The 25,280-nt window shown below is 68.0% G+C and carries 27 protein-coding genes; 11 read left to right on the plus strand and 16 right to left on the minus strand.

Annotated elements, in window-relative coordinates:
* Positions 1–279: 279 nt before the first annotated feature.
* Positions 280–819 carry a GNAT family N-acetyltransferase gene (locus ACIA58_RS08375; protein WP_396402915.1) on the minus strand — a complete coding sequence of 180 codons (540 nt, stop codon included), beginning with the start codon at positions 817–819 and terminating at the stop codon, positions 280–282.
* Positions 820–901: 82 nt separating this feature from the next.
* Between ACIA58_RS08375 and ACIA58_RS08380 the strand changes: the two genes are divergently transcribed.
* Positions 902–1,669: an SDR family NAD(P)-dependent oxidoreductase gene (locus ACIA58_RS08380; RefSeq protein ID WP_396402916.1), complete on the plus strand. Its 768-nt coding sequence runs from the start codon at positions 902–904 to the stop codon at positions 1,667–1,669.
* 306 nt (positions 1,670–1,975) lie between these two features.
* On the plus strand, positions 1,976–3,685 hold the full coding sequence (locus ACIA58_RS08385) for an ABC transporter ATP-binding protein (RefSeq protein WP_396402917.1): 1,710 nt from the start codon (positions 1,976–1,978) through the stop codon (positions 3,683–3,685).
* Here the strand turns inward: ACIA58_RS08385 and ACIA58_RS08390 are convergent.
* Both ACIA58_RS08390 and ACIA58_RS08395 read right to left on the minus strand, forming a co-directional pair.
* A complete protein-coding gene (locus tag ACIA58_RS08390) occupies positions 3,612–4,397 on the minus strand; it encodes an ABC transporter permease (protein WP_396402918.1) in 786 nt (261 codons plus the stop codon). The two genes, ACIA58_RS08385 and ACIA58_RS08390, sit on opposite strands and share 74 nt — an antisense overlap.
* On the minus strand, positions 4,394–5,341 hold the full coding sequence (locus ACIA58_RS08395; protein ID WP_396402919.1) for an ATP-binding cassette domain-containing protein: 948 nt from the start codon (positions 5,339–5,341) through the stop codon (positions 4,394–4,396). The genes ACIA58_RS08390 and ACIA58_RS08395 overlap by 4 nt, the downstream gene beginning before the upstream one ends.
* A 94-nt stretch (positions 5,342–5,435) precedes the next feature.
* On the opposite strand from ACIA58_RS08395, the gene ACIA58_RS08400 reads away from it, so the two are divergent.
* Positions 5,436–6,209: a TetR/AcrR family transcriptional regulator gene (locus ACIA58_RS08400; RefSeq protein WP_396402920.1), complete on the plus strand. Its 774-nt coding sequence runs from the start codon at positions 5,436–5,438 to the stop codon at positions 6,207–6,209.
* Here the strand turns inward: ACIA58_RS08400 and ACIA58_RS08405 are convergent.
* The 5 genes from ACIA58_RS08405 to ACIA58_RS08425 all read right to left on the minus strand — a co-directional run bounded on the left by ACIA58_RS08405 (position 6,195) and on the right by ACIA58_RS08425 (position 9,449).
* Positions 6,195–6,797, minus strand: a complete 603-nt coding sequence (locus ACIA58_RS08405; protein ID WP_396402921.1) for an FMN reductase — start codon at positions 6,795–6,797, stop codon at positions 6,195–6,197. The genes ACIA58_RS08400 and ACIA58_RS08405 overlap by 15 nt on opposite strands.
* On the minus strand, positions 6,794–7,894 hold the full coding sequence (locus ACIA58_RS08410; RefSeq protein WP_396402922.1) for an LLM class flavin-dependent oxidoreductase: 1,101 nt from the start codon (positions 7,892–7,894) through the stop codon (positions 6,794–6,796). Before ACIA58_RS08410 ends, ACIA58_RS08405 begins: the two co-directional genes overlap by 4 nt.
* An 87-nt stretch (positions 7,895–7,981) precedes the next feature.
* The gene (locus ACIA58_RS08415; protein WP_396402923.1) at positions 7,982–8,110 is read right to left on the minus strand and encodes a hypothetical protein; all 129 of its coding nucleotides are present in this window, start codon (positions 8,108–8,110) and stop codon (positions 7,982–7,984) included.
* A gap of 55 nt (positions 8,111–8,165) precedes the next feature.
* Positions 8,166–8,510, minus strand: coding sequence for a tetratricopeptide repeat protein (locus tag ACIA58_RS08420; protein ID WP_396402924.1), 345 nt, complete (start codon positions 8,508–8,510; stop codon positions 8,166–8,168).
* 63 nt (positions 8,511–8,573) lie between these two features.
* Positions 8,574–9,449, minus strand: a complete 876-nt coding sequence (locus tag ACIA58_RS08425; RefSeq protein WP_396402925.1) for an aldo/keto reductase — start codon at positions 9,447–9,449, stop codon at positions 8,574–8,576.
* Positions 9,450–9,613: 164 nt separating this feature from the next.
* Between ACIA58_RS08425 and ACIA58_RS08430 the strand changes: the two genes are divergently transcribed.
* Genes ACIA58_RS08430 through ACIA58_RS08440 form a run of 3 tightly spaced genes read left to right on the plus strand, consistent with a single transcriptional unit; the run spans position 9,614 to position 11,166 of the window.
* Positions 9,614–9,844: an antitoxin VbhA family protein gene (locus ACIA58_RS08430; protein WP_130445777.1), complete on the plus strand. Its 231-nt coding sequence runs from the start codon at positions 9,614–9,616 to the stop codon at positions 9,842–9,844.
* Positions 9,841–10,638, plus strand: coding sequence for a Fic/DOC family protein (locus ACIA58_RS08435; protein WP_396402926.1), 798 nt, complete (start codon positions 9,841–9,843; stop codon positions 10,636–10,638). Before ACIA58_RS08430 ends, ACIA58_RS08435 begins: the two co-directional genes overlap by 4 nt.
* Before the next feature lie 45 nt (positions 10,639–10,683).
* A complete protein-coding gene (locus tag ACIA58_RS08440) occupies positions 10,684–11,166 on the plus strand; it encodes a GNAT family N-acetyltransferase (RefSeq protein ID WP_396402927.1) in 483 nt (160 codons plus the stop codon).
* Between the two features lie 70 nt (positions 11,167–11,236).
* On the opposite strand, the gene ACIA58_RS08445 is transcribed toward ACIA58_RS08440, so the two are convergent.
* The 7 genes from ACIA58_RS08445 to ACIA58_RS08475 form a co-directional block, all read right to left on the minus strand.
* Positions 11,237–12,307, minus strand: coding sequence for a hypothetical protein (locus ACIA58_RS08445; protein WP_396402928.1), 1,071 nt, complete (start codon positions 12,305–12,307; stop codon positions 11,237–11,239).
* A gap of 68 nt (positions 12,308–12,375) precedes the next feature.
* The gene (locus ACIA58_RS08450) at positions 12,376–13,815 is read right to left on the minus strand and encodes a diguanylate cyclase domain-containing protein (protein ID WP_396402929.1); all 1,440 of its coding nucleotides are present in this window, start codon (positions 13,813–13,815) and stop codon (positions 12,376–12,378) included.
* A 91-nt stretch (positions 13,816–13,906) separates the two neighbouring features.
* Complete coding sequence (locus tag ACIA58_RS08455) at positions 13,907–14,653, minus strand: sugar phosphate isomerase/epimerase family protein (RefSeq protein ID WP_396402930.1); 747 nt, start codon at positions 14,651–14,653, stop codon at positions 13,907–13,909.
* 19 nt (positions 14,654–14,672) lie between these two features.
* Complete coding sequence (locus tag ACIA58_RS08460; protein ID WP_396402931.1) at positions 14,673–15,488, minus strand: sugar phosphate isomerase/epimerase family protein; 816 nt, start codon at positions 15,486–15,488, stop codon at positions 14,673–14,675.
* A complete protein-coding gene (locus tag ACIA58_RS08465; RefSeq protein ID WP_396402932.1) occupies positions 15,485–16,645 on the minus strand; it encodes a dihydrodipicolinate synthase family protein in 1,161 nt (386 codons plus the stop codon). The genes ACIA58_RS08460 and ACIA58_RS08465 overlap by 4 nt, the downstream gene beginning before the upstream one ends.
* Positions 16,645–17,805 carry a Gfo/Idh/MocA family protein gene (locus ACIA58_RS08470; RefSeq protein ID WP_396402933.1) on the minus strand — a complete coding sequence of 387 codons (1,161 nt, stop codon included), beginning with the start codon at positions 17,803–17,805 and terminating at the stop codon, positions 16,645–16,647. Before ACIA58_RS08470 ends, ACIA58_RS08465 begins: the two co-directional genes overlap by 1 nt.
* Positions 17,806–17,816: 11 nt before the next feature.
* Positions 17,817–18,551: a cupin domain-containing protein gene (locus ACIA58_RS08475; RefSeq protein WP_396402934.1), complete on the minus strand. Its 735-nt coding sequence runs from the start codon at positions 18,549–18,551 to the stop codon at positions 17,817–17,819.
* A gap of 339 nt (positions 18,552–18,890) precedes the next feature.
* On the opposite strand from ACIA58_RS08475, the gene ACIA58_RS08480 reads away from it, so the two are divergent.
* Positions 18,891–19,709 carry a hypothetical protein gene (locus tag ACIA58_RS08480; protein ID WP_396402935.1) on the plus strand — a complete coding sequence of 273 codons (819 nt, stop codon included), beginning with the start codon at positions 18,891–18,893 and terminating at the stop codon, positions 19,707–19,709.
* Here the strand turns inward: ACIA58_RS08480 and ACIA58_RS08485 are convergent.
* Positions 19,696–21,105, minus strand: a complete 1,410-nt coding sequence (locus ACIA58_RS08485) for an FGGY family carbohydrate kinase (RefSeq protein WP_396402936.1) — start codon at positions 21,103–21,105, stop codon at positions 19,696–19,698. The genes ACIA58_RS08480 and ACIA58_RS08485 overlap by 14 nt on opposite strands.
* Before the next feature lie 157 nt (positions 21,106–21,262).
* Here ACIA58_RS08485 and ACIA58_RS08490 point away from each other — a divergent pair, with 157 nt between their 5' ends.
* From ACIA58_RS08490 to ACIA58_RS08505, 4 genes are read left to right on the plus strand one after another with little or no spacing between them, the layout of a single operon-like run.
* Complete coding sequence (locus tag ACIA58_RS08490) at positions 21,263–22,153, plus strand: nucleoside hydrolase (protein WP_396402937.1); 891 nt, start codon at positions 21,263–21,265, stop codon at positions 22,151–22,153.
* Positions 22,153–23,478: an ABC transporter substrate-binding protein gene (locus ACIA58_RS08495; RefSeq protein WP_396402938.1), complete on the plus strand. Its 1,326-nt coding sequence runs from the start codon at positions 22,153–22,155 to the stop codon at positions 23,476–23,478. The genes ACIA58_RS08490 and ACIA58_RS08495 overlap by 1 nt, the downstream gene beginning before the upstream one ends.
* 3 nt (positions 23,479–23,481) lie before the next feature.
* Positions 23,482–24,378, plus strand: a complete 897-nt coding sequence (locus ACIA58_RS08500) for a carbohydrate ABC transporter permease (RefSeq protein ID WP_396402939.1) — start codon at positions 23,482–23,484, stop codon at positions 24,376–24,378.
* A complete protein-coding gene (locus ACIA58_RS08505; protein ID WP_396402940.1) occupies positions 24,375–25,271 on the plus strand; it encodes a carbohydrate ABC transporter permease in 897 nt (298 codons plus the stop codon). Before ACIA58_RS08500 ends, ACIA58_RS08505 begins: the two co-directional genes overlap by 4 nt.
* The last annotated feature ends 9 nt before the right edge of the window (positions 25,272–25,280 follow it).

The following is a 25,280-nucleotide window of genomic DNA, read 5'->3' on the forward strand; positions in this document are numbered from 1 at the left end:
CCCGCCGTCCCGCCGCCCCGCCGCCGCCCCGCCGCCCCGCCGACGCCCGGCCGTCCCGCCGCCGTCCCGCCGTCCCGCCGCCGTCCCGCCGACACCCGCCGCCGTCTCAGGGGCCAACCCCTGAGCTTGTGGCTTGGCCCCGGAAATCTGGAGGGGCGAACCCAACAACTGCGGGGTTGGCCCCTGAGACGTCCGGGGCTGGGACCAGGGCGGTGCGGGGGCGTGCGTGGGTGCGGGCGCGGTGGCGTGCTGGGCGCGGGGCGCGGGGCGCGGGGGCGGTCAGTCGGTCATGTGGACGGGGCGGGCCGGTGGGGTGAGGGGGTCGGTGAGGAGGCGGGCGTGGCGCTCGACGTCGTACCGCGTGCCGTCGAAGGCGAGGCGTTGGCGTTCGATGCCTTCGGAGAGGAAGCCGGCGCCGGCGGCGACCGCGCAGGATGCTGGATTGTTCAACTGGTGACCGAGCTCGAGCCGGTACAGCCCCGCCTGCTCGTGCGCCCAGCCGGCCAGGGCGCGCAGGGCGTCCCGGGCGACTCCGTGGCCGCGGACGTCGGCGAGCGTCCAGTACCAGGTCCAGCCGACCTGGTGCCGGTCGATGTTCGTCACGGCGACGCAGCCGATCGGGTGATCGTCGGCGTCCGCCACGGCGTACACGTGCCCGTTGTCCAGGTCCGCGACCCGCCCGATCCAGTCCACCGCGGACGCCCGGTCCACGATCCCGCCCTGGCTCGCCATCTCAGGATCGGCGTGCGCCGCCGCGAGCCGCAGCGCATCCCCCGTCCGCCACCGCCGCAGCCCCAGCTCCCCGAGCGCGTATCCCATCCCTCGAAAATACCCCCGGGTCCGTCTCGGCGGACGCGCGTACGGCGCGTTACGGCGGTCGGGACAGGAGAGGATAGGGCTCATGGGATATCTGGATTTCAGGGATCAGGTTGTGGTGGTTACCGGGGCCAGCAGCGGGATCGGGGCCGCGGCGGCGGTGGGGTTCGCGGAGACGGGGGCCTCGGTCGCGCTCCACTATCACCGGAACGAGGAGGGGGCCAAGCACACCGTGGGGGCGGTGCAGACGGCCGGCGGTACGGCGTCTTTGCATCAGGCGGATCTGGCTGACCCGAAGTCGGCGGACGCGTTCATCGACGAGGTGCTCGCCCAGCACGGGCGGATCGACGTACTGGTGAACAACGCCGGCGACCTGGTCAACCGGTCCCCGATCGCCGAGGTGCCCGACGACGAGTTCCACCGGATCCTCGACGTGAACCTGACGTCGGTGTTCGCGCTGAGCCGGCGGATCGTGCCGGTGTTCCGGGCGCAGGGCGGCGGCTCGATCATCAACGTCACGTCGATCGCCGGGCGGACCGGCGGCGCCGGCGGGTCGGTGGTGTACGCGACCAGCAAGGGCGCTGTCAGCACCTTCACCCGCGGTCTGGCCAAGGAGCTCGCCCCGGAGGGCATCCGGGTGAACGCGATCGCGCCCGGCGTGATCAAGACCCCGTTCCACGAGCGGCACACCGCCGACGCGCAGATGCAGGCGATGCTCGGCACCATCCCGATGGGCCGCACCGGCACCCCGCACGAGTGCGTCGGCACCATCTTGTTCCTCGCCTCCGAGCGGATGTCGTCGTACGTCACCGGCCAGATCATCGAGATCAACGGCGGCCAATTGACGCCCTAGGCAACCGGTTGGACTCTTCAGCTTTTGCCAGAAACCTGGGATGGATCCCCAAGACTGGGTGGCTAACTTCGTGGTTGTCGCAAGAAGTTGACCGCGGCAACAAACAACACACGAAGGAGAACTGCCATGAGCTTCAAGAAGATCGCCCCGCTCAAGCCGAAGGCCCCGAAGGGTGGCGCGTGCCACCAGAAGCCCGCCAAGAAGGCGCCGCGCCGCCGCCGGCCGATCGCGCGCTGACCTCAGTTCTCTGCCGATGGGGCCTGCATTCCGCAGGCCCCATCGGCGTGTCCGAACGGGAGGCGGCAAATGACGATCCGGCAGGCGTTCGCGCGGTTCTGGCCGCTGACGCGAGGGGACCGGCGGTGGTACGTCCTGGTGTGTGCTTGTGTGATCGCGGCCGCGGTGTGCGAGACCGTTGCGATCCTGCTCTTCGGCAACCTGACCGACAACGCGCTGGAGCAGGGCTCGCTCGCCGCGTTCTGGCATCCCGCGTCGGCCTGGCTGGCGGTTGCGGTCGTCGGCGCGATCATCGGGTACTTCGGGAACTCGCTCGCGTACTGGAGTGGTGAGCGGTTCGTACGCCGACTCCGCGCCCGCGTGTTCGCGCATGTGCAGGACCTCCCGCCGGACTTCTTCCAGCGGTACCGGCGCGGCGATCTCGTCGAGCGGCTCAGCGGTGACGTCGAGGCGATCGAGCAGTTGGTCGTCTCCTCGACGATCGGCGTGATCTCGGCGGTGTTCCGCGTCGTACTGTTCTCGGCCGCGGCGTTCTGGTTGCGCTGGGATCTTGCCCTCGTCACCTTCGGCCTGGCGCCGCTGCTGTGGCTGGCGGCGAAGGCCTTCTCCGGTCCGATCAGGCGTTTCGCCCGCTCCGAACGGGTCGCCGACGGTGCGATCACCTCGGTGCTGGAGGAGTCACTGGGCATGATCGAACTGACCCAGGCGTACGACCGCAAGCCGTCCGAGGAGAGTCGGCTGGATCGCGAGGCAGTGTCGTGGATGCGCGCCTCGGTGAGCGGCGCGCGGCGGAGCGAACTGTACGAGCAGGTGGTTGAGGTCCTCGAGACCTTGTGCGTGCTCGGTGTGATCGGCCTCGGGGTCTGGGAGATCTCCAAGGGCCGGATGTCGCTCGGCGCGCTGCTGTCGTTCGCAGCGTTCCTCGGGTACCTCTACCCGCCGCTCCGCAGCCTCGGCGAACTGAACCTCACCGCGACCGCCGCCACCGCCGCCACCGAACGCCTCACGGAGATCCTTGCCGTCACGCCGTCCGTCACCGATCCGGACCACCCGGTCGAACTCGACCACGTCCGCGGACGCCTTGAGTTCGACCTGGTCGGGCTCACTTACCCCGGCGCTGACACTCCTGCGCTCGCCGACTTCGACCTGACCGTGGAGCCCGGCGAGTTCGTGATCCTCACCGGGCCGAGCGGCACCGGCAAGTCCACGATCGCGAAGCTCCTGCTCCGCTTCTACGACCCGGCCGCCGGCACGATCCGGCTGGACGGCGTACCGCTGCCGTCTCTGGCGGTACGGCGTCTGCGCGAGAGCATCACATTGCTCTCGCAGCAGACGCTTGTACTACCCGACACGATCCGCGCGAACATCACCTACGGCCGCCCCGACGCCACCGACGCAGAGGTCGTGGGCGCGGCCAGATCAGCCGCCGCCCACGACTTCATCTCAGCGCTCCCCGACGGCTACAACACCCGCCTGGACCCGTCCGCCCCCAGGCTGTCCGGCGGCCAACTCAAACGCCTCACCTTCGCCCGGGCCATGCTCCGCGACACCCCCGTCCTAGTGCTCGACGAGCCCACCGCCGGCCTGGACCCCACGGCAGCGCACCAAATCATCACTCCGCTCCAAGCCCTGACCCACAACCGCACCACCATCCTCATAACCCACGACCCAGCCCTGATGCCGTACGCCGACCGTGTGGTGACGCTCAGCGGGACAGAGTTCGGAAGCGATGCGCCGAGAGCGGCAGGAAAACTGCTGTCAGCAGCACGGGAGCTATGAGGGCGGCCAGTGCTGCGTGGGTGCCTATCCAGGTAGCGGTGGATGACGGGTCGGGGTTGCCGAAAAGCTCTCGGGATGCGGTGGCCGTTGCCGACAGCGGGTTCCACTGAGCGATCGTGCCGAGCCAGCCGGGCATGGTTGACGTGGCTACGAAGGTGCTGGAGAGGAAACCGATCGGCCAGACCAGGACCTGGACCATCGTCACGCTCTGGGCGTTCTTCACGGTGAGGCCGATGAAGATGCCGACCCAGAGGAGGGCGAACCTCAGCAGCAAAAGCAACCCGAAGGCCGCGAGCGCCGACGGAAGACCCTCGTGCCAGCGCCAGCCAAGGGCCAGGCCGGTCGCGACCAGTACGAGAAGCGTCACCGCCGACTCGAGCATGTCCGCGATGCATCGGCCGAGCACCACCGCCGTCGAGCTCATCGGCAGCGAGCGGAAGCGGTCCGTCACCCCCTTCGACACATCCGTCGTGACCGCCGTCATCGTGCCCTCGAGCCCGAACAACATCGCCAGCGCGAAGATCCCGGGCACCAGCAACTCGTAGTACGACGACCCGTCCGGGGACTCCATCGCCCCGCCCAGCAGCCCGCCGAACATCAGCAGCATCAGCACCGGGAAGAACCACTGGAAGATCACCAGCCCCGGCTGGTTCCACCAGTGCGTCAACGTCCGCCGGGCGATCGTCCAACTGTCGGCCAGCGCCCACCTCACGCCGCCACCTCCGGCCCGGTCAGGTGCAGGAAGACCTCGTCCAGCGTCGGCCGCCGCAACGTGATGTCCTCCGGCTCGATCTTTGCCTCGTGCAACGAGTTCGCCATCACCACCAGTGCCTTGGTGCGATCCTTCACCGGCACACTCACCCGTACGCCGACCACCTGGATCTCCCCGTCCGCCAACGGCCCCGCCAACTCCACGACCCGCGGTACGTCAGCCGGATCCGCGAGCACCAACTCCAGCCGGTCCGATCCCAGCTGCGTCTTCAACTCGTCAGGCGTGCCCTCGGCAACGACCTTCCCCGCCTTCAGCATCGAGATCCGGTTCGCCAGCTGATCCGCCTCCTCCAGGTACTGCGTCGTCAGCAACACCGTCGTACCGCCGTCGACCAGTTGCCGCACGGCGGACCACACCTCGATCCGCCCGGCCGGATCGAGCCCGGTCGTCGGCTCGTCCACGAACAGCACCCGCGGCGCCACGATCAGACTCGCCGCGAGATCCAGCCGCCGCCGCATCCCGCCGGAGTACTTGCTCACCGCCTGCCCGGCCGCCTCGGTGAGGCCGAACCGCTCGAGCAGCTCGTCCGCCCTGGTCTTGGCGTTCTTCAGATGGTTGAGCCGCCCGAACATCACCAGGTTCTGCCGACCGGTAAGCACCTCGTCGATGGCGGCGTACTGCCCCACGAGTCCGATCCGCCGGCGTACCTCCGCGCCTTGCCGGCGGACGTCGTACCCCGCGATCGTCGCCGTACCTGAATCCATCTCCAGCAGCGTGGACAGGATCCGCACCGCTGTCGTCTTGCCGGCGCCGTTCGGGCCGAGCAGCCCCGTCACCGTGCCGGCTGTGACCGCCAGGTCGAAGCCGTTCAGCCCCGCACCGTCCGTGCCGCCCTTGTAGTTCTTCCGTACGCCGACGGCCTCGATCACTGTTTCCGTAGTCATTCCCACCTCTCGGGTCGTTGAGCCGTAGAGTGTACCGTACATTGTACGGCTCGGGTACGATGCGTTCAACGACGAGCGGTGGAAGAAGGTTCCGGTGGCGGGAAGGAAGGCGGCTGCGCCCGATCCGGCGCGCAGCCTGGCGCTGCTCTGGGGGAGTCACGCCAAACCCGGCCGCTCCGGTCTGACCGTGCGCGCGATCGTGGACGCGGCGGTCGAGCTCGCCGACACCGACGGCCTCGAGGCGCTCTCGATGCGGATGGTCGCCGAGCGGCTGAAGGTCGGCACGATGTCGCTCTACACGCACGTGCCGGGCAAGGGCGAGCTGACCGACCTGATGTTCGACCGCGTGTACGGCGATCTGTACGCGGACGACGACGAGCCGGCGAAGCAGCCCGGCGGGTGGCGGGGCGCGCTCGAATTCATTGCCCGCCGCAACTGGGAGATCCTGACCGCACACCCGTGGATCCACGAGGTACCGACGATGCGGACGGCGCTGGGCCCGAACATCACCCGCAAGTACGAGGCCGAGCTACGCCCGCTCGACGGGCTGGGCCTGACGGACGTCGAGATGGATTCCGCGCTGACCCTCGTCCTCACCCACGTCCAGGGCACCGCCCGAGCCGGCGCGGAGCAACTCCGCACCCAACGCGACTCCGGCCTCACCGACGAGGAGTGGTGGCGTCAGATCTCGCCGACCCTCACCACCGTCATGTCCGGCACCCACTTCCCCCTCGCGGGCCGAGTAGGCACCGCAGTAGGCGAACACTTCCAATCAGTGCTGGACCCCGCCCACGCCCTGACCTTCGGCCTGTCCACCATCCTCGACGGCCTGACCCAGCTGATCGCGTCGCGATCAGCTGTTGAGTAGGTCTTCGAAGGGGGTGGGGTTGGTGAAGGGGTCGGACTTTGCGGGGGGCTCGTGGTGGAGGGCGGCTACCAGTTCGCCGGCAGCCTGGATGATGCGGGGGCGGAGGCTCGCTGCGTTGGGGCCCCAGTCGGTGGAGGCGGCGTACACGCCCGTCGGGACCGGGAGCGCCTTCAGGTAGGCGAAGAGCGGGCGGAGGGCGAAGTCCAGGACGAGGGAATGGCGCTCGGTGCCGCCGGTTGCGCCCAGGAGGACAGGCTTGCCGGCCAGGGCCTGGTCGTCGAGTACGTCGAAGAACATCTTGAACAGGCCGGAGTACGACGCGCTGAAGGTCGGGCTGACCACGATGAGAGCGTCGGCCGCCGCGACCGTGTCCAGGACCCCACGGAGCTCGGCCGACGGGAAGCCGGTGAGCAGGTTGTTGGTGAGGTCGTGCGCGTGGTCGCGGACCTCGATCGTCTCGATGCGGGACGTGATCCCGCGACCGGACAACTCATCGGTGACCGCGGCGGACAGCTGGTCGGCGAGCAGCCGGGACGACGACGGTGTCGTCAGCCCAGCCGTCACCACTGCGATGACCTTCTCGTTCATTCGATCGTCTCCAGTTCACGGGCTCGCTCCGCCGCGGCCTTCAAAGACTCGTGGGTCGGTGCGTCCGGCACGTGCGCCGGCTTCAGCGCGGCGAACTCCTTCCGCAGTACCGGAACGACCTCCTCACCAAGGATGTCCAACTGCTCCAGCACAGTCTTCAAGGGCAGGCCGGCGTGGTCGATCAGGAACAGCTGCCGCTGATAATCACCGAAGTGCTCGCGGAACGACAGCGTCCGCTCGATCACCTCTTGCGGGCTCCCCACCGTCAGCGGCGTCTCCCGGGTGAAGTCCTCCAATGACGGCCCGTGTCCGTAGACCGGAGCGTTGTCGAAGTACGGCCGGAACTCGCGCACTGCGTCCTGCGAGTTCTTCCGCATGAAGATCTGACCGCCGAGCCCGACGATTGCCTGGTCCGCGGCGCCGTGCCCGTAGTGCTCGAAGCGACGGCGGTACAGGTCGATCATCTGCTTGGTGTGCGAGATCGGCCAGAAGATGTTGTTGTGGAAGAACCCGTCACCGTAGTACGCCGCCTGCTCGGCGATCTCGGGCGACCGGATCGACCCGTGCCACACGAACGGCGGTACGTCGTCCAGCGGCCGCGGCGTCGCCGTGAAACCCTGCAGCGGCGTACGGAACTTGCCTTCCCAGTCGACGACTTCCTCGCGCCAGAGGCGGCGCAGCAGCGCGTAGTTCTCGACGGCGAGCGCGATGCCGTTGCGGATGTCCTGCCCGAACCACGGGTACACCGGGCCGGTGTTGCCGCGACCCATCATCAGGTCGACCCGGCCGTCGGCCAGGTGCTGCAGCATCGCGTAGTCCTCGGCGATCTTCACCGGGTCGTTGGTCGTGATCAGCGTCGTCGAGGTGGACAGGATGATCTTCGACGTCTGCGCCGCGATGAATCCGAGCTGCGTCGTCGGCGACGACGGCACGAACGGCGGGTTGTGGTGCTCACCCTGCGCGAACACGTCGAGCCCGACCTCTTCGGCCTTCAGCGCGATCGCCACCATCGCCTTGATCCGCTCACCCTCACTGAGCGTGACCCCGGTCGTCGGGTCCTCGGTCACATCGCCAACGCTGAACACCCCGAACTGCATCTGTCCTCCTCGCCTAGGTAGTTAACTATTAAACTACGGATGCTGAAGAGAACGCCAATCCCGAGCGAGTCATTCCACCGGCACTACTCAGATCCCCGCGCGCTCGATCACGTGCCGAGCATCACGAGCGGCCAACTGCCAGACCTGCTTGCGAGAAGCGACCACGACGCCGGCCAGCGCGACGCTACTCAGCAGCCCGGCGACAACGATCAGCACGAGCTCGCCGAACCAGGAGGCCGAAGGCAGTTGGAATCTGCGTGCCTGTGGATAACTAGTTGGTTCGGTGGGTTGGCGAGTCCAGGAGGTCGTCGTCGCCGGTGAGGGCGGCTGCTATGCGGCGGTGTTTGACGGCTTCGTCACGGCGGGACTGGCGTTCGAGGGTTCGTGCCAGCATCAGGTGGGCGTAGTACTCCGTCGGCTGGCGCTCGATCACCTGGAGTAACTGCTCCTCGGCCGGCTTGAGCAGGGCCGCGTGGTAGTAAGCCCGCGCCAGCAACAGGCGCGTGCCGACGTCGTCCGGGGTCTCGTCCACGACCGGCTTCAGTGCGCGGATCGCGCCGCGGTAGTCCCGCTCCTCGAAGTACTGCTGGCCGAGGCCGTAGCTCAGTGCACGCATGTCTTCCACGCGCGACAGAACGCCGGGTCGCGCGGTGGTATTCCGGCGCGACCCGGCGCTGGATCAGGCTGCGTCGAGTGTGGCGACTTGCTCGGCCGTCAGCTGTAGGTCGACGGCGGAGTACGAGTCGCGGATGGTCTCCGGGCGGCTGGAGCCGGGGATCGGGATGACGATCGGGGACTTCGCGAGCATCCAGGCCAGGGTGAGCTTCTGCGGGCTGACGCCCAGCTCGGCGGCGAGGGTCTGGAAGGCCGGGTACTTCGTGCCGAGCTCGCTCGCGTTGGTGATGCCGCCGAGCGGGGACCACGGCAGGAACGCGATGCCCAGCTCGTCGCACAGCTCCAGCTCGGGCTCGCTCGAGCGGAACTTCGGGGAGAACTGGTTCTGGACCGAGACCAGGCGGCCGCCGAGGATCTCGTTGGCCTGCTTGATCTGCGCCGGGTTCGCGTTCGAGATGCCGGCCATCCGGATCTTGCCCGCGTCGAGCAGGTCGCGGATCGCGCCGACCGAGTCCTCGTACGGCGTTTTCGGGTCGGGCCGGTGGAACTGGTACAGCCCGATCGCCTCCACACCGAGCCGCTTCAGCGACGCCTCAGCCGCCTCGGCGATGTACTTCGGGGAGCCGTTGAGCGTCCAGCTGCCGTCGCCGGGTCGCAGGTGGCCGCCCTTCGTCGCGACCAGCACGTCGGAGGTGTCACCGCCGTACGACGCCAGCGCCTTCGCGATCAGGCTCTCGTTGTGTCCGTCGTCGGTCGCGGTCAGGTGGTACGCGTCCGCGGTGTCGATCAGCGTGATCCCGGCCTCCAGCGCGGCGTGGATGGTCGCGATCGACCGGGCCTCGTCGGGCCGGCCCTCGATCGACATCGGCATTCCGCCGAGCCCGATCGCGGACACCTCGACGTCACCGATCCGGCGGGTCTTGTTCGTGTCAGCTGCCATATCTCCAACCTCCCGCGCGGCCGACGACAATTCCAACAGGAATATTCGCACACAGTGAGTACTGCGGCTGCTTAATCGCCTCGCCGCTCGGTAGCGGACGGCGGCCGGTAGAACTGCGTTTTCGCTAGGCTGGCCCGATTGCTAGCTACTCGGGGAGCTGACTGATGGCCTACGAACCGTGCCGCTACGCCCAACGCTGGCCGGAGTTGTTCGAATCGCTCGACGATGACCAGAAGCAGCGGGTCAGCGACGCGCTGGCGAACAACCGGCTCGAGGGTTGGGAGCCGCAACGCGACGACGTCGCCGACCTGGCCGACCGCGAGGCGGGCCGGATCGACACCGCGGAGTACATCCGCCGGACGATGTCGAAGGTGACCGGCGGCGATCCGGTGTGACCCAGCCCGTCTCGGACGCGACACAGCGCTGGGACGCGTACATGCTGAAGCCAGGCGGCGACGTCCTGCGGAACAAGCTGGGCCTGCAGGACTCTTTCGAGCTGCGGCAGGCGGAGTACCGGCTGCGCGCGGTTCGGCAGGGCGAGATCGATCGCGGTGAGGTCGAGATCCCGCGGACCTTCGACAAGGCGCATGTGCAGGCGATCCACCGGCATCTGCTGCAGGACGTGTACGACTGGGCGGGCGAGTTCCGCAAGGTCGGGATCAGCAAGGCCGGCAAGGGCTTCGTGCCGTACAAGGAGCTGGACGAGCTGGTCGACAAGATCGGCGACAAGCTGATCAGGAACAAGGACTGGTCGTCGATGAGCCGGCAGGAGTTCGTCGAGAACATCGCGAGGGTCTACTGCTTCCAGAACATCGCGCACCCGTTCCGCGAGGGCAACGGTGGGAGCGGCAAGGTGTACATGTCCCATGTGGCCGAGCTGTCGCCGTACAAGCTCGACTTCGACAAGGTCGACAAGTGGGAGTGGGACCAGGCGTCGAGCGACTCCTACCCCGAGGACCCGGCGCACGACCCGCCGGATCCGACCAAGCTGCACGCGGTCTTCGACAAGATGACTGTCGAACGCGAGCCTGCCGCTGCGGCCGACCCGGAGCTCGCGAAGGCGCTCGCGCTGCAGAACACGGCGTACGCCGGGATCGACGAGTCGGAGCAGACCACGAACGGTCAGGGCGAACGCCCCGACACCCACACCGCCGACCTCGGAGCCGAGCTCGCCGCCGACCGCGACTGACCATCGACCGCGACCGACCGTCGACCGCCGGGCAGGATAGGGGTCATGCAGACAGACGAACGGATCCGCCGTGCCCGGCTGGAGGACATCCCGGCGATCGTGCAGCTCGTGTACGCGTTGGCGGAGTACGAACGCGCGCCGGAGGAGTGCCATCTGACCGAGGCGCAACTGGAGACCGCCCTGTTCGGCCCCAACCCCGCGGCCTTCTGCCACGTCGCCGAACACGAGGGCGAGGTCGCCGGCTGCGCGATCTGGTTCCTCAACTTCTCCACCTGGCGAGGCGTCCACGGCATCTACCTCGAGGACCTCTTCGTCCGCCCCGAAACCCGAGGCACCGGCCTGGGCAAGGCGCTGCTGAAAGCCCTGGCCGAGGAGTGCGTCCGCAACAACTACGAACGCCTCGAATGGTCTGTCCTCAACTGGAACACCCCCGCCATCGACTTCTACAAGTCCCTGGGCGCCCACCCGCAATCGGACTGGACCGTCTACCGCCTAACCGACGAAGCCCTCACCGAACTGGGCTCGTAGGGAAGGAAAGCCCCACGCGGCGAGCGCCATGTGTTGGCAGGTGGTGGTGTTTGCCTGGCCGGGGAGGCTGTTAGGGAGCCGGGGTCATGAGAGCTCCGAATTCCAGACGGACCTCGGCCAGCGGGAGCCGCTCGTTGCTGAATGCTCCGAGGGCAAACCAGATCGCCCCGACGGCGGCGCGGAGTGGGTCTTCGGCGTAGGTCTGTTTGACGATCGCCTCGACGTTGTCCAGTGGTGTGGCGGCGTCGTCCCAGGCCGACTTCAGCTTGCCGAAGACGAGTTCGACCTTGCCCGACGGATCCGGGTTCGGCGGGTAGAGCAGTGGCCAGAAGTCGTCTCCGCGGTCCATGCCGTCGAGGATCCGGGTGATGTTTTCGTCGTGTAGATAACCAGCCTCGGTGCAGGTCCGGCGGGCGGCCCAGCGAGCGACCGCGCGCTGGGTGTCCTCGTCGGCCCTCTCGAGCGCATCGACCAGCGGACGGTCGAGGCCGCACAGCTCTCGAGCGAACCTGACCTCCAGAAGCCGCTCACTTGGCAGCCTGCCGCCCCAGGTCGCGGCGTCCTCGGCGATTCGTTGCTCTGCCTGCTGACGTTCCCGTTCCTCGTGCTGTTCGGCGAGTTGCTCTGGTGTCGGCGAGGCCCGGGCGACGTCATGCCAGTACGCCGCTTGCTTGCTGGTCTGCTTCACGACGCGCTCCGGGGCAGGCCGGGCCGGCCAGAACTGCAGGAGGTACCGGTCGACCAGCGGCTCGCCGTCCATTGGTGGTCCGGCCTGGTGGCCGGCGTCCATGCCCCAAGCGGAGTACCGGACCCGGTAGGTGGCCTGCTCCAGCTCCAGCGGCAGCCGCTGATACCCCAGGCTTGTCAGCAACACACCGCTGGGCGGGAGATACGACGCCTCGACCACGTCTTCAGCGTCGTACTCGACCGACGGCATCCGGTCATGTACCTCGACCCGAAGTTCGACCTTGCCCGTGTGCAGCCCGGTCCGCAGGAACAACCTGCCGGGCACCGCCGCACCGCACAGGCCGTTCCGCTGGCCCGCAAAGGACTCCTGCAGACTGCAGGACTCGTCCGGACCGACGACGTAGATCTGCCCGTACTCGAGCCAGAACGGACCGTCCGTGACGACGCGGGTCATTCGCCGATGAGGTTCTTGTGTTCGCGGGGCGTCGCCGGCTGCTTCAAGTCCCCTGCAGCTTGCTGCCATCAGCTGCGGCGGTTCTTGGCGGTGTACATCGCCTGGTCGGCCTCGTGCAGGAGGGTGTCCAGGTCGGTGGTGGTGGGGGTGATGGGGACTGTGCCGACGCTGGTGGTGACCTTGACAGCGATGTTGGGGAGCGGGCGGCTGACGGCGGATTCGAGGCGGGTGATCAGGGCAACCAGGTCCTCGCCCGCGATGTCCTCGGCCAGTACGGCGAACTCGTCACCACCCAGCCGCGCAACCGTGTCGCCGTGGCGGACGGCTGTGGTGAGGCGGTTGGCGATCTCGCGGAGCGCGCGGTCGCCGGCCTCGTGGCCGTAGCCGTCGTTGACCAGTTTGAAGTGGTTCAGGTCGCAGAACAGCAGCGCGCCCGGGCGGCCCGTCGTACGCGTCCGCTCCAGCACCTTCGTGAACCGGTGCTGCAACAACCGCCGGTTCGGCAGGCCGGTGAGCGGGTCGTGGGCGGCGTGGTGGCGTAGTTCCCGTTCGGCGTCCTTGCGGGCGGTCACGTCGTCGATCTGGATCAGCAGGATCCGCGGCCGGTCGGCGCCCTGCTCGACGATGGCCGCCGTACCGCCGAGCCAGATCGCGTTCCCGCTCGGCTGCGTGAACACCCGCTCGAACCGGTACGTTTCGTTGCCAGCAGCAACATCTTCGAGGTCGGTGCGGGTAGACCCGGGCTCCTCGTCGCGCAGGAACCGCGCCAGCCGCGCCCCGAGCAGATCGCCGGCCACGTACCCCGTGATCCGGCAGAAGGCGTCGTTCACGCGCAGGATCCGGCCCCGCTCCGGCCCGTCGAAGCCGATCGTCGCCATCCCGTTCCCGGCGCCTTCGAAGACCAGCCGGAACGTCGCCTCGCTCGCCTCCAGCCGGGTCTTCTCGGCGAGCAGCTGATCGGTCAGCCGCGCCTTGTCGATGGCGAGGCCGGCCTGCGTCGCGAAGATCTCCAGCAGCTCACGGTGGATCGGTCCCGGCCGTCGCTGGTCCTCCGGCAGGTCGACCGAGAGCATCCCGACCAGCTCCCCGTCGGAGGAGTACAGCGGCGCGAACAGCGCGTCCAGCGGGTGCCACGCGTCAGGGTCGTCGGACACGGGTACATCGGGCACCCACCCGACCACCTCGCCCTCCGGCAGCCGCTCGTGTGGCACGAACCGGAGCTTGCCCCACGCGTCCGCGATCGCGAACTCGGTGTCGAAGATGTCCGGTGCGCTCACGCGTCCGAGCAGGGCCTCCCGCGCCTCCGGCGAACCGGCGACCGCGATCACCTCGAACTTCCCGTCCGCGTGCCGCAGGTTCAGTACGGCGATCCCGAATCCGAGCCCGTTCACGACCCCGTCGACGACAGCCTGCAGCGTTTCGGCAAGGCTTCGCCCAGCGCCCATCCGGGCGCTCACTTCGTACAGTCGACGGACGGCGGACAGCCGAACCGTGGGATCGTTCTGCACTCGTCGAGAATAGGCCGATCTCACCACGTGTGAGCAGACGCAAACGGAATTGACCCGGTTAAGCGCTGGTTCTCACAGTTCTGAGAACTTCTCAGTACCGGATCTCGGTCAGGCCGCGGTAGCTGCGTTCGGCCGACTTCCAGGCGTCGGTGGGCTTGTCGTGCTCGACCAGCCACTGCTCGACGCCACCCGCCTGGGCGTGCTCGAACATCGCGCCGAAGTCGAGCTTGCCGGCTCCTACGTCCTCCCACGAGCCGTCCTCGGCCATGTCCTTGACGTGCAGCGCGGGGAACCGGCCGGGGTGCTCCTGGAACAGCTTCGCGGGGTCATGCCCGCCGTCCACCGCCCAGTACAGATCCAGCTCGAACCCGAGCAGTTCCGGATCCACGCCCAGCAGGATGTCGTACAGCACCTGCCCGTCGACCTCGTCGAAGTCGCGTCCGTGGTTGTGGAACAGCAGCTTCAGCCCGGCGTCCCGCGCCACCTTCCCGGCCTCGGTGAACGCGGCCGCCGCGGCCTTGAAGCCCTCGACCGAGTGTTGCTCGGACGGGATCGACGGTACGACGGCCCACTGCGCCCCGAGCGTCTTCACCTCGGCGAGCGCGCCGGACCAGTCGTCGGACAGCCGCTTGTACCCGACGTGCTCGAGCACGATCTTCAGCCCGGCGTCGTCGGCGTACGACCGGATCTCCTCGGCGCTGTGGTCGAACCGCCCACTCACGCCGACCGTGCGATAACCGATGCCCGCGAGGCGCTTGAGCGTCCCCGGGTAGTCCTCGGCCAGGACGTCCCGCATCGTGTAGAGGTGCATCCCGATCCCGTCGGCGGGAATAGTCATACAGACAGCTCCTCGTTCGCTAGATAACGTGTTCCTTGTAGCGCGCCAGTGCCAGGTCGAAGACCTCCTGGCCGGGCGCGTCCCACAGTTGCTGGTTGAAGATCTCGACCTCGATCGGGCCGTCGTACCCGGCCGCGTCGCAGGCCTCGCGCAGTCGGCGCAGTTCGATCGAGCCGTCGCCCATCATGCCCCGCCCGAGCAACGTGTCTTGAGGCAGTGGAACAACCCAGTCACTGACCTGGTACGACAGGATGCGCTCGCCGGCCCGCTCGATCTGCCGGTACACGTCCGCGTCCCACCACAGGTGGTACGCGTCCACGATCACGCCGACCTGCGACGCCGGGAACTGCTCGGCCAGGTCGAGCGCACCGCCGAGCGACGACACCACGCAGCGGTCCGAGCAGAACATGGGGTGCAGAGCCTCGACCGCAAGTTTCACACCGCGTTCGGAGGCGTACGGCGCCAGCTCGGCGAGCCCGTCACGCACCATGCCGCGCGCACCATCGAGGTCGCGTGAACCCTGGGGCAGCCCGCCGCTGACGAGAACGAGCACCGACGTACCGATCGTCGCGGCCTCGTCGATCGCCCGCCGGTTGTCCTCGATCTTCGCCTTGCGCTCGGCCGGATCGGTCGAGGTGAAGAACCCGCTCCGGCACAGCGACGAGACCTTCAGGCCCGCGTCCACGACCAGCTTCGCCGCCTTGTCGACGCCGTACTCCTGGATCGGCTCGCGCCACAGGCCGATCCACTCCAGACCGGCGTTCGCGCTCGCCGCGACGACGTCTTCGAGCGGCCAGTACTTCGTTGTCGCCTGGTTCAGGCTGTAGCGGCTCATGCGTCGACACCGCTCACGCGCAGCAGTTGACCGAAGCGGTCGACGGCCACCTCGGGGTTCATGAGTACGCCGGCTTGGTCGGCCAACCGGAACGTGTCGGCGAGGTGCGGCAACGACCGCCCGGTCTGCAGGCCACCCACCATCGTGAAGCCGGGCTGGAAGCCGTTCAGCCAAGCCAGGAAGGCGATCCCGGTCTTGTAGTAGTAGGTGGGCGCGGAGAAGATCTGCCGGGCGAGCGGGACGGTCGGTGCGAACACCCGCTCGTACTCGGCCAGATCACCGTCGTCCAAAGCTTTCAGGGCGGTCGCGGCGGCGGGGGCGATGGCCGCGAAGATCCCGAGGAGGGCATCGCTGTGCCGGTTCTCGTCGCCGCGGATCAGCTCGGGATAGTTGAAGTCGTCCCCGGTGTAGAGCCGGATGCCCTCGGGCAGTCGGTTGCGCAGGGCAACTTCATACGATGCGTCGAGCAACGAGATCTTGATGCCGTCGACCTTGGCCACGTTGTCGTTGATCAGACCAACGACCGTGTCGGCCGCGGAATCGAACGACGCGCTGCCCCAATAGCCGTCCAGGGCGGGGTCGAACATGGACCCGAGCCAGTGCAGGATCACCGGTCGGGACGACTGCGTCAGAAGGCGGTCATACACCTTCCGGTAGTCGTCGGGGGATTCGGCCGCCGCGCACAAGGCCCGGCTGGCCATCATGATCGGCTGCGCATCGACGTCCTCCGCAACGGCAAGCTGCTCCTCGTAGGCGCCGATGACCGCATCCAGTGACGCCGGTGCGGTGAGCTGGTCCGTCCCGACGCCGACCGCGATCCGCCCGTCGGGCGCCTCGGCTGCCGAGCGGCGGATCAGTTCCTGCGTGGCTTTCCAGTCCAGGCCCATCCCGCGCTGCGCCGTGTCCATCGCCTCCGCGACCGACAACCCGAGTGACCACAGGTGCCGGCGGAACTCCAGCGTGTGCTCCCAGTCGATCACCGCCGGCGCCCCCGGCGAGTTGTCACCCAACGGATCGGCAACAACATGAGCCGCCGCGAACGCCAACCGCGACCGCGCCGGCGAATAGGTGCCCTGAGCAACAGGCGTCCCGGACAGTCGATAGGTCTCCAGCCCACCGTCTGCTGCGCTTGCAGGCAGCTTGAGTTCCAGCGCCATTACTGGACCTCGAGGGCGAGCTTGGGTACTTCGAGTTTGCGGCCCTCGTGCCACGACTGGAGGCCCAGCTCGGCGAGTTGTACGCCCTTGGCTGCCTCGATGAAGTCCCAGGTGAAGGGGGCGTCGTCGACCACGTGCCGCAGGAACATCTCCCACTGGACCTTGAATCCGTTGTCGAAGGGCTCGTTGTCCGGCACCTCGGCCCACTGCTCGCGGAACTTCTCGGTGGCAGGCAGGTCCGGGTTCCACACCGGCTTCGGTGTCGCCGACCGGTGCTGCGCCCGGCAGCGCCGCAGCCCCGCGACCGCGGACCCCTCGGTCCCGTCCACGTGGAACTCGACCAGCTCGTCGCGGAACACCCGCGTCGCCCACGACGAGTTCATCTGCGCGACGATCCCGCCCTCGAGCTCGAAAACGCCGTACGCCGCATCATCCGCAGTTGCCGTGTACTTGTCGCCCTGCTCGTCGACCCGGGTCGGAATGTGCGTCGCGCCCTGGCAGTACACCGACTTGACCGACCCGAACGTCTGGTCGAGCACGTACCTCCAGTGGCAGAACATGTCGAGGATGATGCCGCCGCCCTCTTCTGCCTTGTAGTTCCAGGACGGCCGCTGCGCCTCCTGCCAGTCGCCTTCGAAGACCCAGTAGCCGAACTCGCCGCGGACCGACAGGATCCGGCCGAAGAACCCGCCGTCGACCAGCCGCTTCAGCTTGCGCAGGCCGGGCAGCGACAGCTTGTCCATCACGACGCCGTTCTTCAGGCCCGAGTCGATCACGGTGCGGGCCAGGTCGGTCGCGGCGTCCAGGCTCTCCGCGATCGGCTTCTCGCAGTAGATCGCCTTGCCGGCCTCGACCGCGGCGCGGACGCCCTTCTCGCGCAGCTGGGTGAGCTGGGAGTCGAAGTAGATCTCGACGTCCGGCTCGGCCAGCGCCTCGGCCAGGTCGGTGGTCCACCGCTCCAGGCCGTACTGCTCGGCGATCCGGCGCAGCTTGAGCTCGTTGCGGCCGACCAGGATCGGTTCGGGGATGATCATCGTGCCGTCGGCAGCGAGCAGTCCGCCCTGCTCCCGGATCGCCACGATGGAACGCTCGAGGTGCTGGCGCAGGCCCATCCGGCCGGTGACGCCGTTCATCACGATGCCGATGCGTCGCTCGTTCACAGTCGTACCTCTCACGCGTTGGTGTCGTAGACGTCGAGGCGGCCGCACATGCCGTGCAGGCCGGAGTCAGTAGGTGCGGGGAGTTGGTGCAGCTCGGCCGCCTGCAGGTGCGGCGCGGTGCCGGCCTCCAGCGCGTCGAGGGCGGCGCCGGTCTCGTCGGCGAGCCGGCGGGCGCCTTGTTCCCAGCGCTTGCGCCAGTCCGCGAGCTGCGGCTGCACGATCCGGACCGCGGCCGCGTAGAAGTCGTCCAGCGCGGACGGCCCCTCCGACTCGTACCGCTCCCGCAGTACGGCGTACCCCTGAACGGCGAGTTCGCGGCGGGCCATCGCGGACGCGGTCCGCGCGTCGCCCTCGCCGCTGAGGGCGGTCGCCTGCAGGTAGGTCTCGCGGTCGGTGAGGTACTCCGGCGGCAGCGTCATGACGGCGTCGCCGGCCTCCGGGAGACCGGAGTTCGACATCAGGGCGAGGATCTCCAGGCCGCCGTTGTTGACCAGCCGGTGGATCGTGCCCGGGCCGAACCAGACCACCGCGCCGGCCCGCAGCGGGACCTCGGTGGAACCCTTCGCGTCCAGCGTCCGTACGGCGCCCTTGCCGGACAGCACGTAGTACCCCTCGGAGCAGGCCAGGTGCACGTGCGGCGTACCGCCGACCAGGCCGTCGGAGGCCTCGACGTCGTACACCCTCAGCTTCGAGATGCCGATACCGCCGGGCAGCGCCATGGCCGGTCCGGGCTCGAACTCACACATGGGCGCCTCCCTCCTGAGCCTGGGAAAGGGCTTTCCACAGCCTGTGACCGTAACCATAGGTGGGCGTCCCGACCGAGTCAACCTGTGACGGAAAGCGATCTCCAGCCACATCCGGTCACAGGGCGGAACCGCGGTCACCCCCGGCGGTCTGGAACCGTCGCCCAGTACCGTCCGTCGTAGCTAGGGCGTGTCTCCCGATCCCCCGCCTACTGCGCGGCACTCGGCACGGCACCTCGCCGCACCGAGCACCTGCTCGCTACGGCGGGGGATCGGGAGACACGCCCTGGTCGACAAGACACCCGCCCCCGGCTGAAGAGCCGGACCCTTGTGGAGGCAGTGATGGTCAACAGGATCAGTAGACGGCAGGCCTTGATGCTCGGCGGTGGTGCGCTCGCCGGCGCCGCGACGTTCGGTTCGGTGGCCGGGGCCAGGTCCGCCTCGGCGGCGACCGACTGGTTCCGGCTCCCGGTCATCACGGCGAACATCGGCCGCAAGAACCTCGCGGCCCGCGGCCCGGCGATCCAGGCCGTGCGCAGCGGCGATCCGGGCAACCGGCCGTTCGTCGGCTGGCAGGAGATCAGCGAGGGTGACACCGGCGAGCCGGCGATGATCGCGCAGAACTTCGGCGACGCCTACGCCAACGCGTTCCTCAACGACCCCAGCTCCTACCGCGTGCCGATCTCCGTACCGACGCCGTGGAAGGTGATCAACTCCAAGCCCACCTTCGTGCACGGCGTCGTCCCGAACGTGAGCCCGCCGCGCTGGATCAACGAGGTCGTCGTCGAGCACGGCGCGCACCCGGGGCTGAAGTTCGTCCTGATCAACACCCACTACCTGCACGGCGCGTACAACGGCGACCAGAACCCGAACCTGCGCGCCTACTACGACCTGCACAAGAAGACCCACCGCGAGCGGGTGATGGCCCACCACGACAAGGGTCACCTGGTGATCTGGACGGCGGACACCAACAACCCCGGCTACGACAAGGCGACCGGCCAGGACGCCGAGCGCAAGGTCTTCGGTGACGGCATCGACCGGATCAACTGGCTGCCCGGCGACGGCACGGTCCAGCTCGACCTGGTCACCACGAACGTGGTCCCGATGAACGTCGACGACCACAACGCCCGGGTGGCGGTCTTCCGGATCAAGCTGGCCTGACCCGGACGGACGCGACCGCTCCGGCCCACCGCGCCCGGAGCTCGGCCCGCGCGGCGGCATCGATCCCGGGCTGGTAGGTCCGGTACGAACGTCGCGCGGCCCAGCCGGTCGTCCCGCCCAGCGTCGTCCACGCGAGCTCGGCCGCACCCAGCGCGGAAACCTCTGGTACGTCGGCAGCCTCTACCGGCCGGCCGAGAAGGTCCGCCTGGGTCTGCATCAACAGCTCGGACACCGTCGCCCCGCCGTCGGCGCGCAGACTCTTCGGCTCGCCCGGGATCGTGTCCGTGATGTCGCAGATCTGATGGGCGACGGCGTCGACGGCTGCCCGGGCGATGTGAGCGCGAGTCGTGGAGCTGTTCATGCCGGTCAACGCCGCGCGCGCCTCGCGGTCCCAGTGCGGCGCGCCCAATCCGGCAAAGGCCGGTACCAGCACGACGCCCTCCGCCGCCGGCACGCTCGCGGCGAGGGCGACGAGGGCGCCGACGTCGGGCAGGCCGAGGAGGTCGGCCGTCCACGCGAGCGCCGCGCCCGATGACACGATGTTCCCCTCGAGCGCGTAGACCGGCCGATCGGTCAGCCAGGCCAGCGTGCAGCCACTCTCGACGAACCCGTCCAGCGGCGCCATGACCGACGACCCCGTCCCGTACGTGGCCTTGACCATCCCGGCCTGCGTGCACCCCTGCCCGTACATCGCCGCATGCGAATCCGCGAGTACGGCGATGATCGGGATCCCGTCGGCCAGACCCGGCACACCGGCCGTCACGCCGAAGCCCGCATCGGACGGCCGTACGTCGGGCAGCGCCGACCGCGGTACGCCGAACGCGTCGAGCAACTCCGGGGACCAGTCCAACTCCTGAACGTCGAAAAGCAAGGTGCGCGAGGCGTTCCCGGCCTCGATCAGATGCTCACGGCAACCAGTCAGCCGGTGAATCAGCCAGGCGTCGACGGTGCCGACCAGGGCGTCGGACCGATCGAGGAGCCAGCGCATCTTCGGTGCCGAGAACATCGCATCCACCCGGAGCCCGGTCCGTTCACGGACCAGACCGTCAACGGCGGAGGGCAGTTGGGCACACCAGGCGGCGGTGCGGGTGTCCTGCCAGCCGAGGACGGGGCCGACCGGTTGGCCCGACCGGCTCCAGCCGACGACGGACTCACGCTGGGTGGAGAGCGCGATCGCGGCGAGGTCGACCGCGGAGCCCGCGGCTGTGAAAGACGTCGCGATTGCCTGCACCACGCTCTGCCACAGGTCCTCGGCGTCCTGCTCGACCCATCCGGGGCGTGGGGTGGACAGGCCGACCGGGGCGGAGCCGCTCCCCAGCACGGTCCCGTCGGCGCTCACCAGGACCGCCTTGGAGTTGGTCGTGCCCTGGTCGATCGCGAGTACCGCCTGGACCATCCGCCCTCCAAGTTTCAACTGAACTCTTGACGCGACTCTAGCCGCGTGGCGACACTCATGACGACAGCTTATGCACTACTGAATATCTATTCACAACCAACACAAGAGCAGGAACAAAAGAACGCCGCCTTCGGCGGCGGGTGGAAGAGGAGACCGCGTGAAGCCGAGCAGACGCCGGGTGATCATCAATACCGATGCCAAGAACGAGGCAGACGACCAGTTCGCGATCGTGCACGGGCTGCTGTCGCCCACCTTCGACGTACGCGGCCTGATCCCCGCGCACTTCGGCACCCACCGGTCCGACCGGAGCATGGAGGAGTCCCGCGAGGAGATCGACCTGCTGCTGGACCTGCTCGACCTGACCGGCAAGATCCCGGTCGCGAACGGCGCCACCACCGGCATCCCGGACGAGCAGACCCCGCTCGACTCGCCCGGCGCCCGGCTGATCATCGAGGAGTCGAAGCTGGCGTCGAAGGGCGACCCGCTGTTCGTGTCGTTCCTCGGCCCGCTCACCGACATGGCGTCGGCGATCCTGCTCGAGCCCGACCTGGTGAACCGGGACGTGATCGTGGTCTGGATCGGCGGCCGCGGCTACAACGGTTACGCGGCCGACCACCGGATGGAGTTCAACCTGTCGAACGACATCCACGCCGCGAACGTCGTCTTCGGCTCCGGGATCACCGTCTGGCAGGTCACCAGCGACGTCTACACGAAGGTCTCGGTCAGCTACGCGGAGCTCGAGGAGAAGATCGGCGACGCCGGCCCGCTCGGCAAGTACCTGATCGACCAGCTGGTCGAGTGGAACGCGACGTACCACGGCGAGCCGATCGAGTCCCGCTCCCTCGGCGACTCGCCTGCCATCTCCCTGATGCTCTACCCGCACAGCGGCAACTTCCGGACCCGGCCGGCGCCGCGCTTCGGTATCGACGGCTGGTACCTGCCGGGCACCGACAACCCCATCCAGGTCTGCGAGCAGGTCGACGTCCGCTTCCTGCTGGAGGACATGTTCGCCAAAATCCGCCGTTTTGCCCGCCAAAGGAGCTCTTGATGAATACCTTCCCCACCCCACCACCCCGGTCGATGAGCACGTTCAGCCGCCGTGGTTTCCTCGGCCTCACGTCCGCCGCCGCGCTCGGCGCCGGTCTGTCCGCCTGCACCGGCGGTGGTACGTCGACGGGCGGGGGAGCCACTCAGGCGGCGTCGAACAATCTGCGCCTGTTCACCTACGAGGACGACTCGACGATCGGCCTGCTGAAGGCCCAGGTGAAGAAGTTCGACGAGCAGAACGGTACGACGACCACCGTCGACAGCCTGCCCGGATCGGGTGCGGCGGTGTACCCGGACAAGCTGCGGACCGAGCTGCTCGGTGGCAAGGGCCCGGACGTCTGGCGGATCTGGGGCGGCCAGATCGGCAGCCCGTTCGCGAAGGCCAAGCAGGCCCTGGACCTGAGCAAGTACTACGACAAGTACGGCTGGGACTCCAAGCTCAACACCACGGCGATCAGCGGTATGACGTTCGACGGCGTGAAGTCCGGTGTACCGTTCGTGCAGCTCGGACTGGGTGCCTGGTACAACAAGTCGCTGTTCGCCAAGGCCGGCGTGAGCGCGCCGCCGACGACGTACGCCGAGCTCGAGGCCGTGAACGACAAGCTGGTGGCTGTCGGGGTCACGCCGTGTGGACTGGGTGGCAAGTACGGCTGGGACATCATGCGGCTGTTCGAGTACCTGCTGGAGCACACCTCGGGACCGGAGCTGCACGACAAGCTGCTGACCGGCGGTGAGAGCTGGGACCGGCCCGAGGTGGTCGAGGCGTTCACGCTGTTCAAGAAGTGGCAGGACAAGAAGTGGCTGCCTCAGGGCGCACTCGCGCTTGACCCGTCCGATGTCGAGCCGTGGTACGTGCAGGGCAAGACGGCGTACACGATCGCCGGTCAGTGGACCGAGGCCGGCGCGATCCTGGCCGCGAAGAAGAGCCCCTCCGGGTTCGGCAACTTCGAGCTGCCGACGGACAAGTCGCCCGCGCGGCACTCGGGCTTCGTCGAGGGCTACATGGTCAACGCCAAGACCGGGAACGCCGACAAGGCGGCCGCGCTGATCGACTTCATCGTGCAGCCCGCGGCGCAGAAGGCGATGAACATCACCGCCTCGACGGTCAAGGGCGCTGAGCCGGACCCGAAGTCGCTGCCGCTGTCGGCCGAGTGGTCGACGAAGTACGGGAAGAACGGGTTCTACACGATCCAGGACCAGGCGTTCCCGAAGAAGCAGGCCGACCAGTACTTCAGCGTGCAGAGCGACCTGCTGCAAGGGAAGGTCGATCCGGAGGCGGCGTCGAAGAAGATGCAGGAGATCATCTCCGCCTGGGCGAAGAGCTAGCGGATGGCAACGACAGTCGCTCTGGCGAAGCCGAAGCGCGGCCGCTGGTCGCCCTGGTTGTTCGCCCTGCCCGCGCTCTTGGTGTACGTCGCGTTCCTGGTGTACCCGGCGGTGTCGTCACTGTGGTTCAGCCTGACCAACTGGGACGGACTGAGCGCGTCGTACAAGTTCGTCGGGCTGGACAACTACCTCAAGATGCCGCACGACCCGGTCGTGCTGACCGCGGTCCGGAACAACCTGATCTGGACCGTCGTCACCATCGCGGTGCCGACCGTCATCGGCCTGCTGCTGGCGATCGCGCTGAACGGCAAGGTGCACGGCAAGCCGATCCTGCGGCTGATCTTCTACACACCCGCGGTCCTGCCGCTGGTGTCCATCGCGAGCATCTGGGGCTGGCTGTACAACCCGCAGTACGGCGCGATCAACTCGTTCCTGCGCCTGATCGGGCTCGATGGGCTGGCCCAACCGTGGCTCGGGCAGGACTCGACCGCGTTGTGGGCCGTGATGGTGCCGGCGATCTGGTTGCGCACCGGCTTCCCGATGCTGCTCTACTTGGCCGCCCTGCAAGGGATTCCGAACGAGCTGTACGAGGCGGCGACCGTCGACGGCGCTACCAAGTGGCAGCAGTTCTGGCACGTGACGATGCCGAGCCTGCGGCCCGCGCACTACATCGTGATCGCCTTGTCGCTGATCGATTCGTTCAAGGTCTTCGACATGATCTACGCGATGACGTACGGCGGTCCTGGTACGTCGACGCAGGTGATGGGGACGTGGATGTACTTCAACGTCTTCCAGTACTACCAGGCCGGCTACGGCACGGCGATCGCCGTCGTGATCACCCTGGTGGCGATCGCCGTCGGCATCCCGTACGTCCGCTCGCAGACGAAGGAGGCGTCATGACCTCCATCGCCCCCGCCAGATTGGACCTCCCGACCGAGACGGCCGCCGTCGAACCGGTCAGTCCTGGGCAGAAGGGGCGCCGGGGTCTGGTGATGACGCTTGTCCTCGTCGTCGTCGCCCTCTTCTGGATCTCGCCGCTCGCCCTGCTCGTCATCACCGCCGTCCGCCCGCTCGCGGACTTCATCGGCAACGGTCCGTTGTCCTGGCCCGATCACTTCACCTGGAAGAACTTCTCCGACGCGTGGGGGATCGGCAACTTCGCCACGACGTACAAGAACAGCGCGATCCTGGCCGCGATCAAGGTGCCGCTCGGCGTGCTGGTCTCGGCGATGCTCGGGTTCGCGCTGGCCAAGCTGCGGATGCGGTTCCGCCGGACGGTGATGTTCTCGGTGTTCCTCGGGCTGACGATCCCGATCTACATCACGATCGTCCCGGTCTTCATCATGATGCGCTCGCTCGGCGCCACCGACAGCATCTTCGGGCTGATCGGGCCGTACCTGGCCTTCGGCATCCCGTTCGAGGTGCTGGTGCTGCAGTCGTTCTTCCGGCAGATCCCCGACGAGATCATCGAGGCCGCGAAGGTGGACGGCGCCGGCGACTGGCGGGTGTTCTTCACGATGATCCTGCCGCTGTCGGTGCCCGCCCTGGTGACGGTGGCGATCCTGGACGCGGTCGCGACCTGGAACGAGTTCCTGTTCGCGCTGATCCTGCTGAACTCCGACGCGCACAAGACGATCCCGGTCGGGCTGCTCAACTTCCAGGGACAGTTCGCCAACAACAACACCGGACTCGCGGCAGGCATCCTGATCGCAGTGGTCCCGATCCTCATCGCCTACACCCTGCTCCAGCGCTGGATCGTCGGCGGCCTGACCGCCGGCTCCCTCAAAGGATAGGAACAAAAT

Source organism: Kribbella sp. NPDC051586, assembly GCF_044453965.1.
Classification (GTDB): Bacteria; Actinomycetota; Actinomycetes; order Propionibacteriales; family Kribbellaceae; genus Kribbella.

Excerpts from the sequence above, each read along its gene's own strand:
- ACIA58_RS08375 (WP_396402915.1), bottom strand. The coding sequence starts at position 819 with ATGGGATACGCGCTCGGGGAGCTGGGGCTGCGGCGGTGGCGGACGGGG.
- ACIA58_RS08395 (WP_396402919.1), bottom strand. The coding sequence starts at position 5,341 with ATGACTACGGAAACAGTGATCGAGGCCGTCGGCGTACGGAAGAACTAC.
- ACIA58_RS08405 (WP_396402921.1), bottom strand. The coding sequence starts at position 6,797 with ATGAACGAGAAGGTCATCGCAGTGGTGACGGCTGGGCTGACGACACCG.
- ACIA58_RS08410 (WP_396402922.1), bottom strand. The coding sequence starts at position 7,894 with ATGCAGTTCGGGGTGTTCAGCGTTGGCGATGTGACCGAGGACCCGACG.
- ACIA58_RS08480 (WP_396402935.1), top strand. The coding sequence starts at position 18,891 with ATGGTCAACAGGATCAGTAGACGGCAGGCCTTGATGCTCGGCGGTGGT.
- ACIA58_RS08505 (WP_396402940.1), top strand. The coding sequence starts at position 24,375 with ATGACCTCCATCGCCCCCGCCAGATTGGACCTCCCGACCGAGACGGCC.
- ACIA58_RS08440 (WP_396402927.1), top strand. The coding sequence starts at position 10,684 with ATGCAGACAGACGAACGGATCCGCCGTGCCCGGCTGGAGGACATCCCG.
- ACIA58_RS08460 (WP_396402931.1), bottom strand. The coding sequence starts at position 15,488 with ATGAGCCGCTACAGCCTGAACCAGGCGACAACGAAGTACTGGCCGCTC.
- ACIA58_RS08430 (WP_130445777.1), top strand. The coding sequence starts at position 9,614 with ATGGCCTACGAACCGTGCCGCTACGCCCAACGCTGGCCGGAGTTGTTC.
- ACIA58_RS08475 (WP_396402934.1), bottom strand. The coding sequence starts at position 18,551 with ATGTGTGAGTTCGAGCCCGGACCGGCCATGGCGCTGCCCGGCGGTATC.
- ACIA58_RS08495 (WP_396402938.1), top strand. The coding sequence starts at position 22,153 with ATGAATACCTTCCCCACCCCACCACCCCGGTCGATGAGCACGTTCAGC.
- ACIA58_RS08380 (WP_396402916.1), top strand. The coding sequence starts at position 902 with ATGGGATATCTGGATTTCAGGGATCAGGTTGTGGTGGTTACCGGGGCC.
- ACIA58_RS08500 (WP_396402939.1), top strand. The coding sequence starts at position 23,482 with ATGGCAACGACAGTCGCTCTGGCGAAGCCGAAGCGCGGCCGCTGGTCG.
- ACIA58_RS08455 (WP_396402930.1), bottom strand. The coding sequence starts at position 14,653 with ATGACTATTCCCGCCGACGGGATCGGGATGCACCTCTACACGATGCGG.
- ACIA58_RS08485 (WP_396402936.1), bottom strand. The coding sequence starts at position 21,105 with ATGGTCCAGGCGGTACTCGCGATCGACCAGGGCACGACCAACTCCAAG.
- ACIA58_RS08420 (WP_396402924.1), bottom strand. The coding sequence starts at position 8,510 with ATGCGTGCACTGAGCTACGGCCTCGGCCAGCAGTACTTCGAGGAGCGG.
- ACIA58_RS08445 (WP_396402928.1), bottom strand. The coding sequence starts at position 12,307 with ATGACCCGCGTCGTCACGGACGGTCCGTTCTGGCTCGAGTACGGGCAG.
- ACIA58_RS08465 (WP_396402932.1), bottom strand. The coding sequence starts at position 16,645 with ATGGCGCTGGAACTCAAGCTGCCTGCAAGCGCAGCAGACGGTGGGCTG.
- ACIA58_RS08425 (WP_396402925.1), bottom strand. The coding sequence starts at position 9,449 with ATGGCAGCTGACACGAACAAGACCCGCCGGATCGGTGACGTCGAGGTG.
- ACIA58_RS08385 (WP_396402917.1), top strand. The coding sequence starts at position 1,976 with ATGACGATCCGGCAGGCGTTCGCGCGGTTCTGGCCGCTGACGCGAGGG.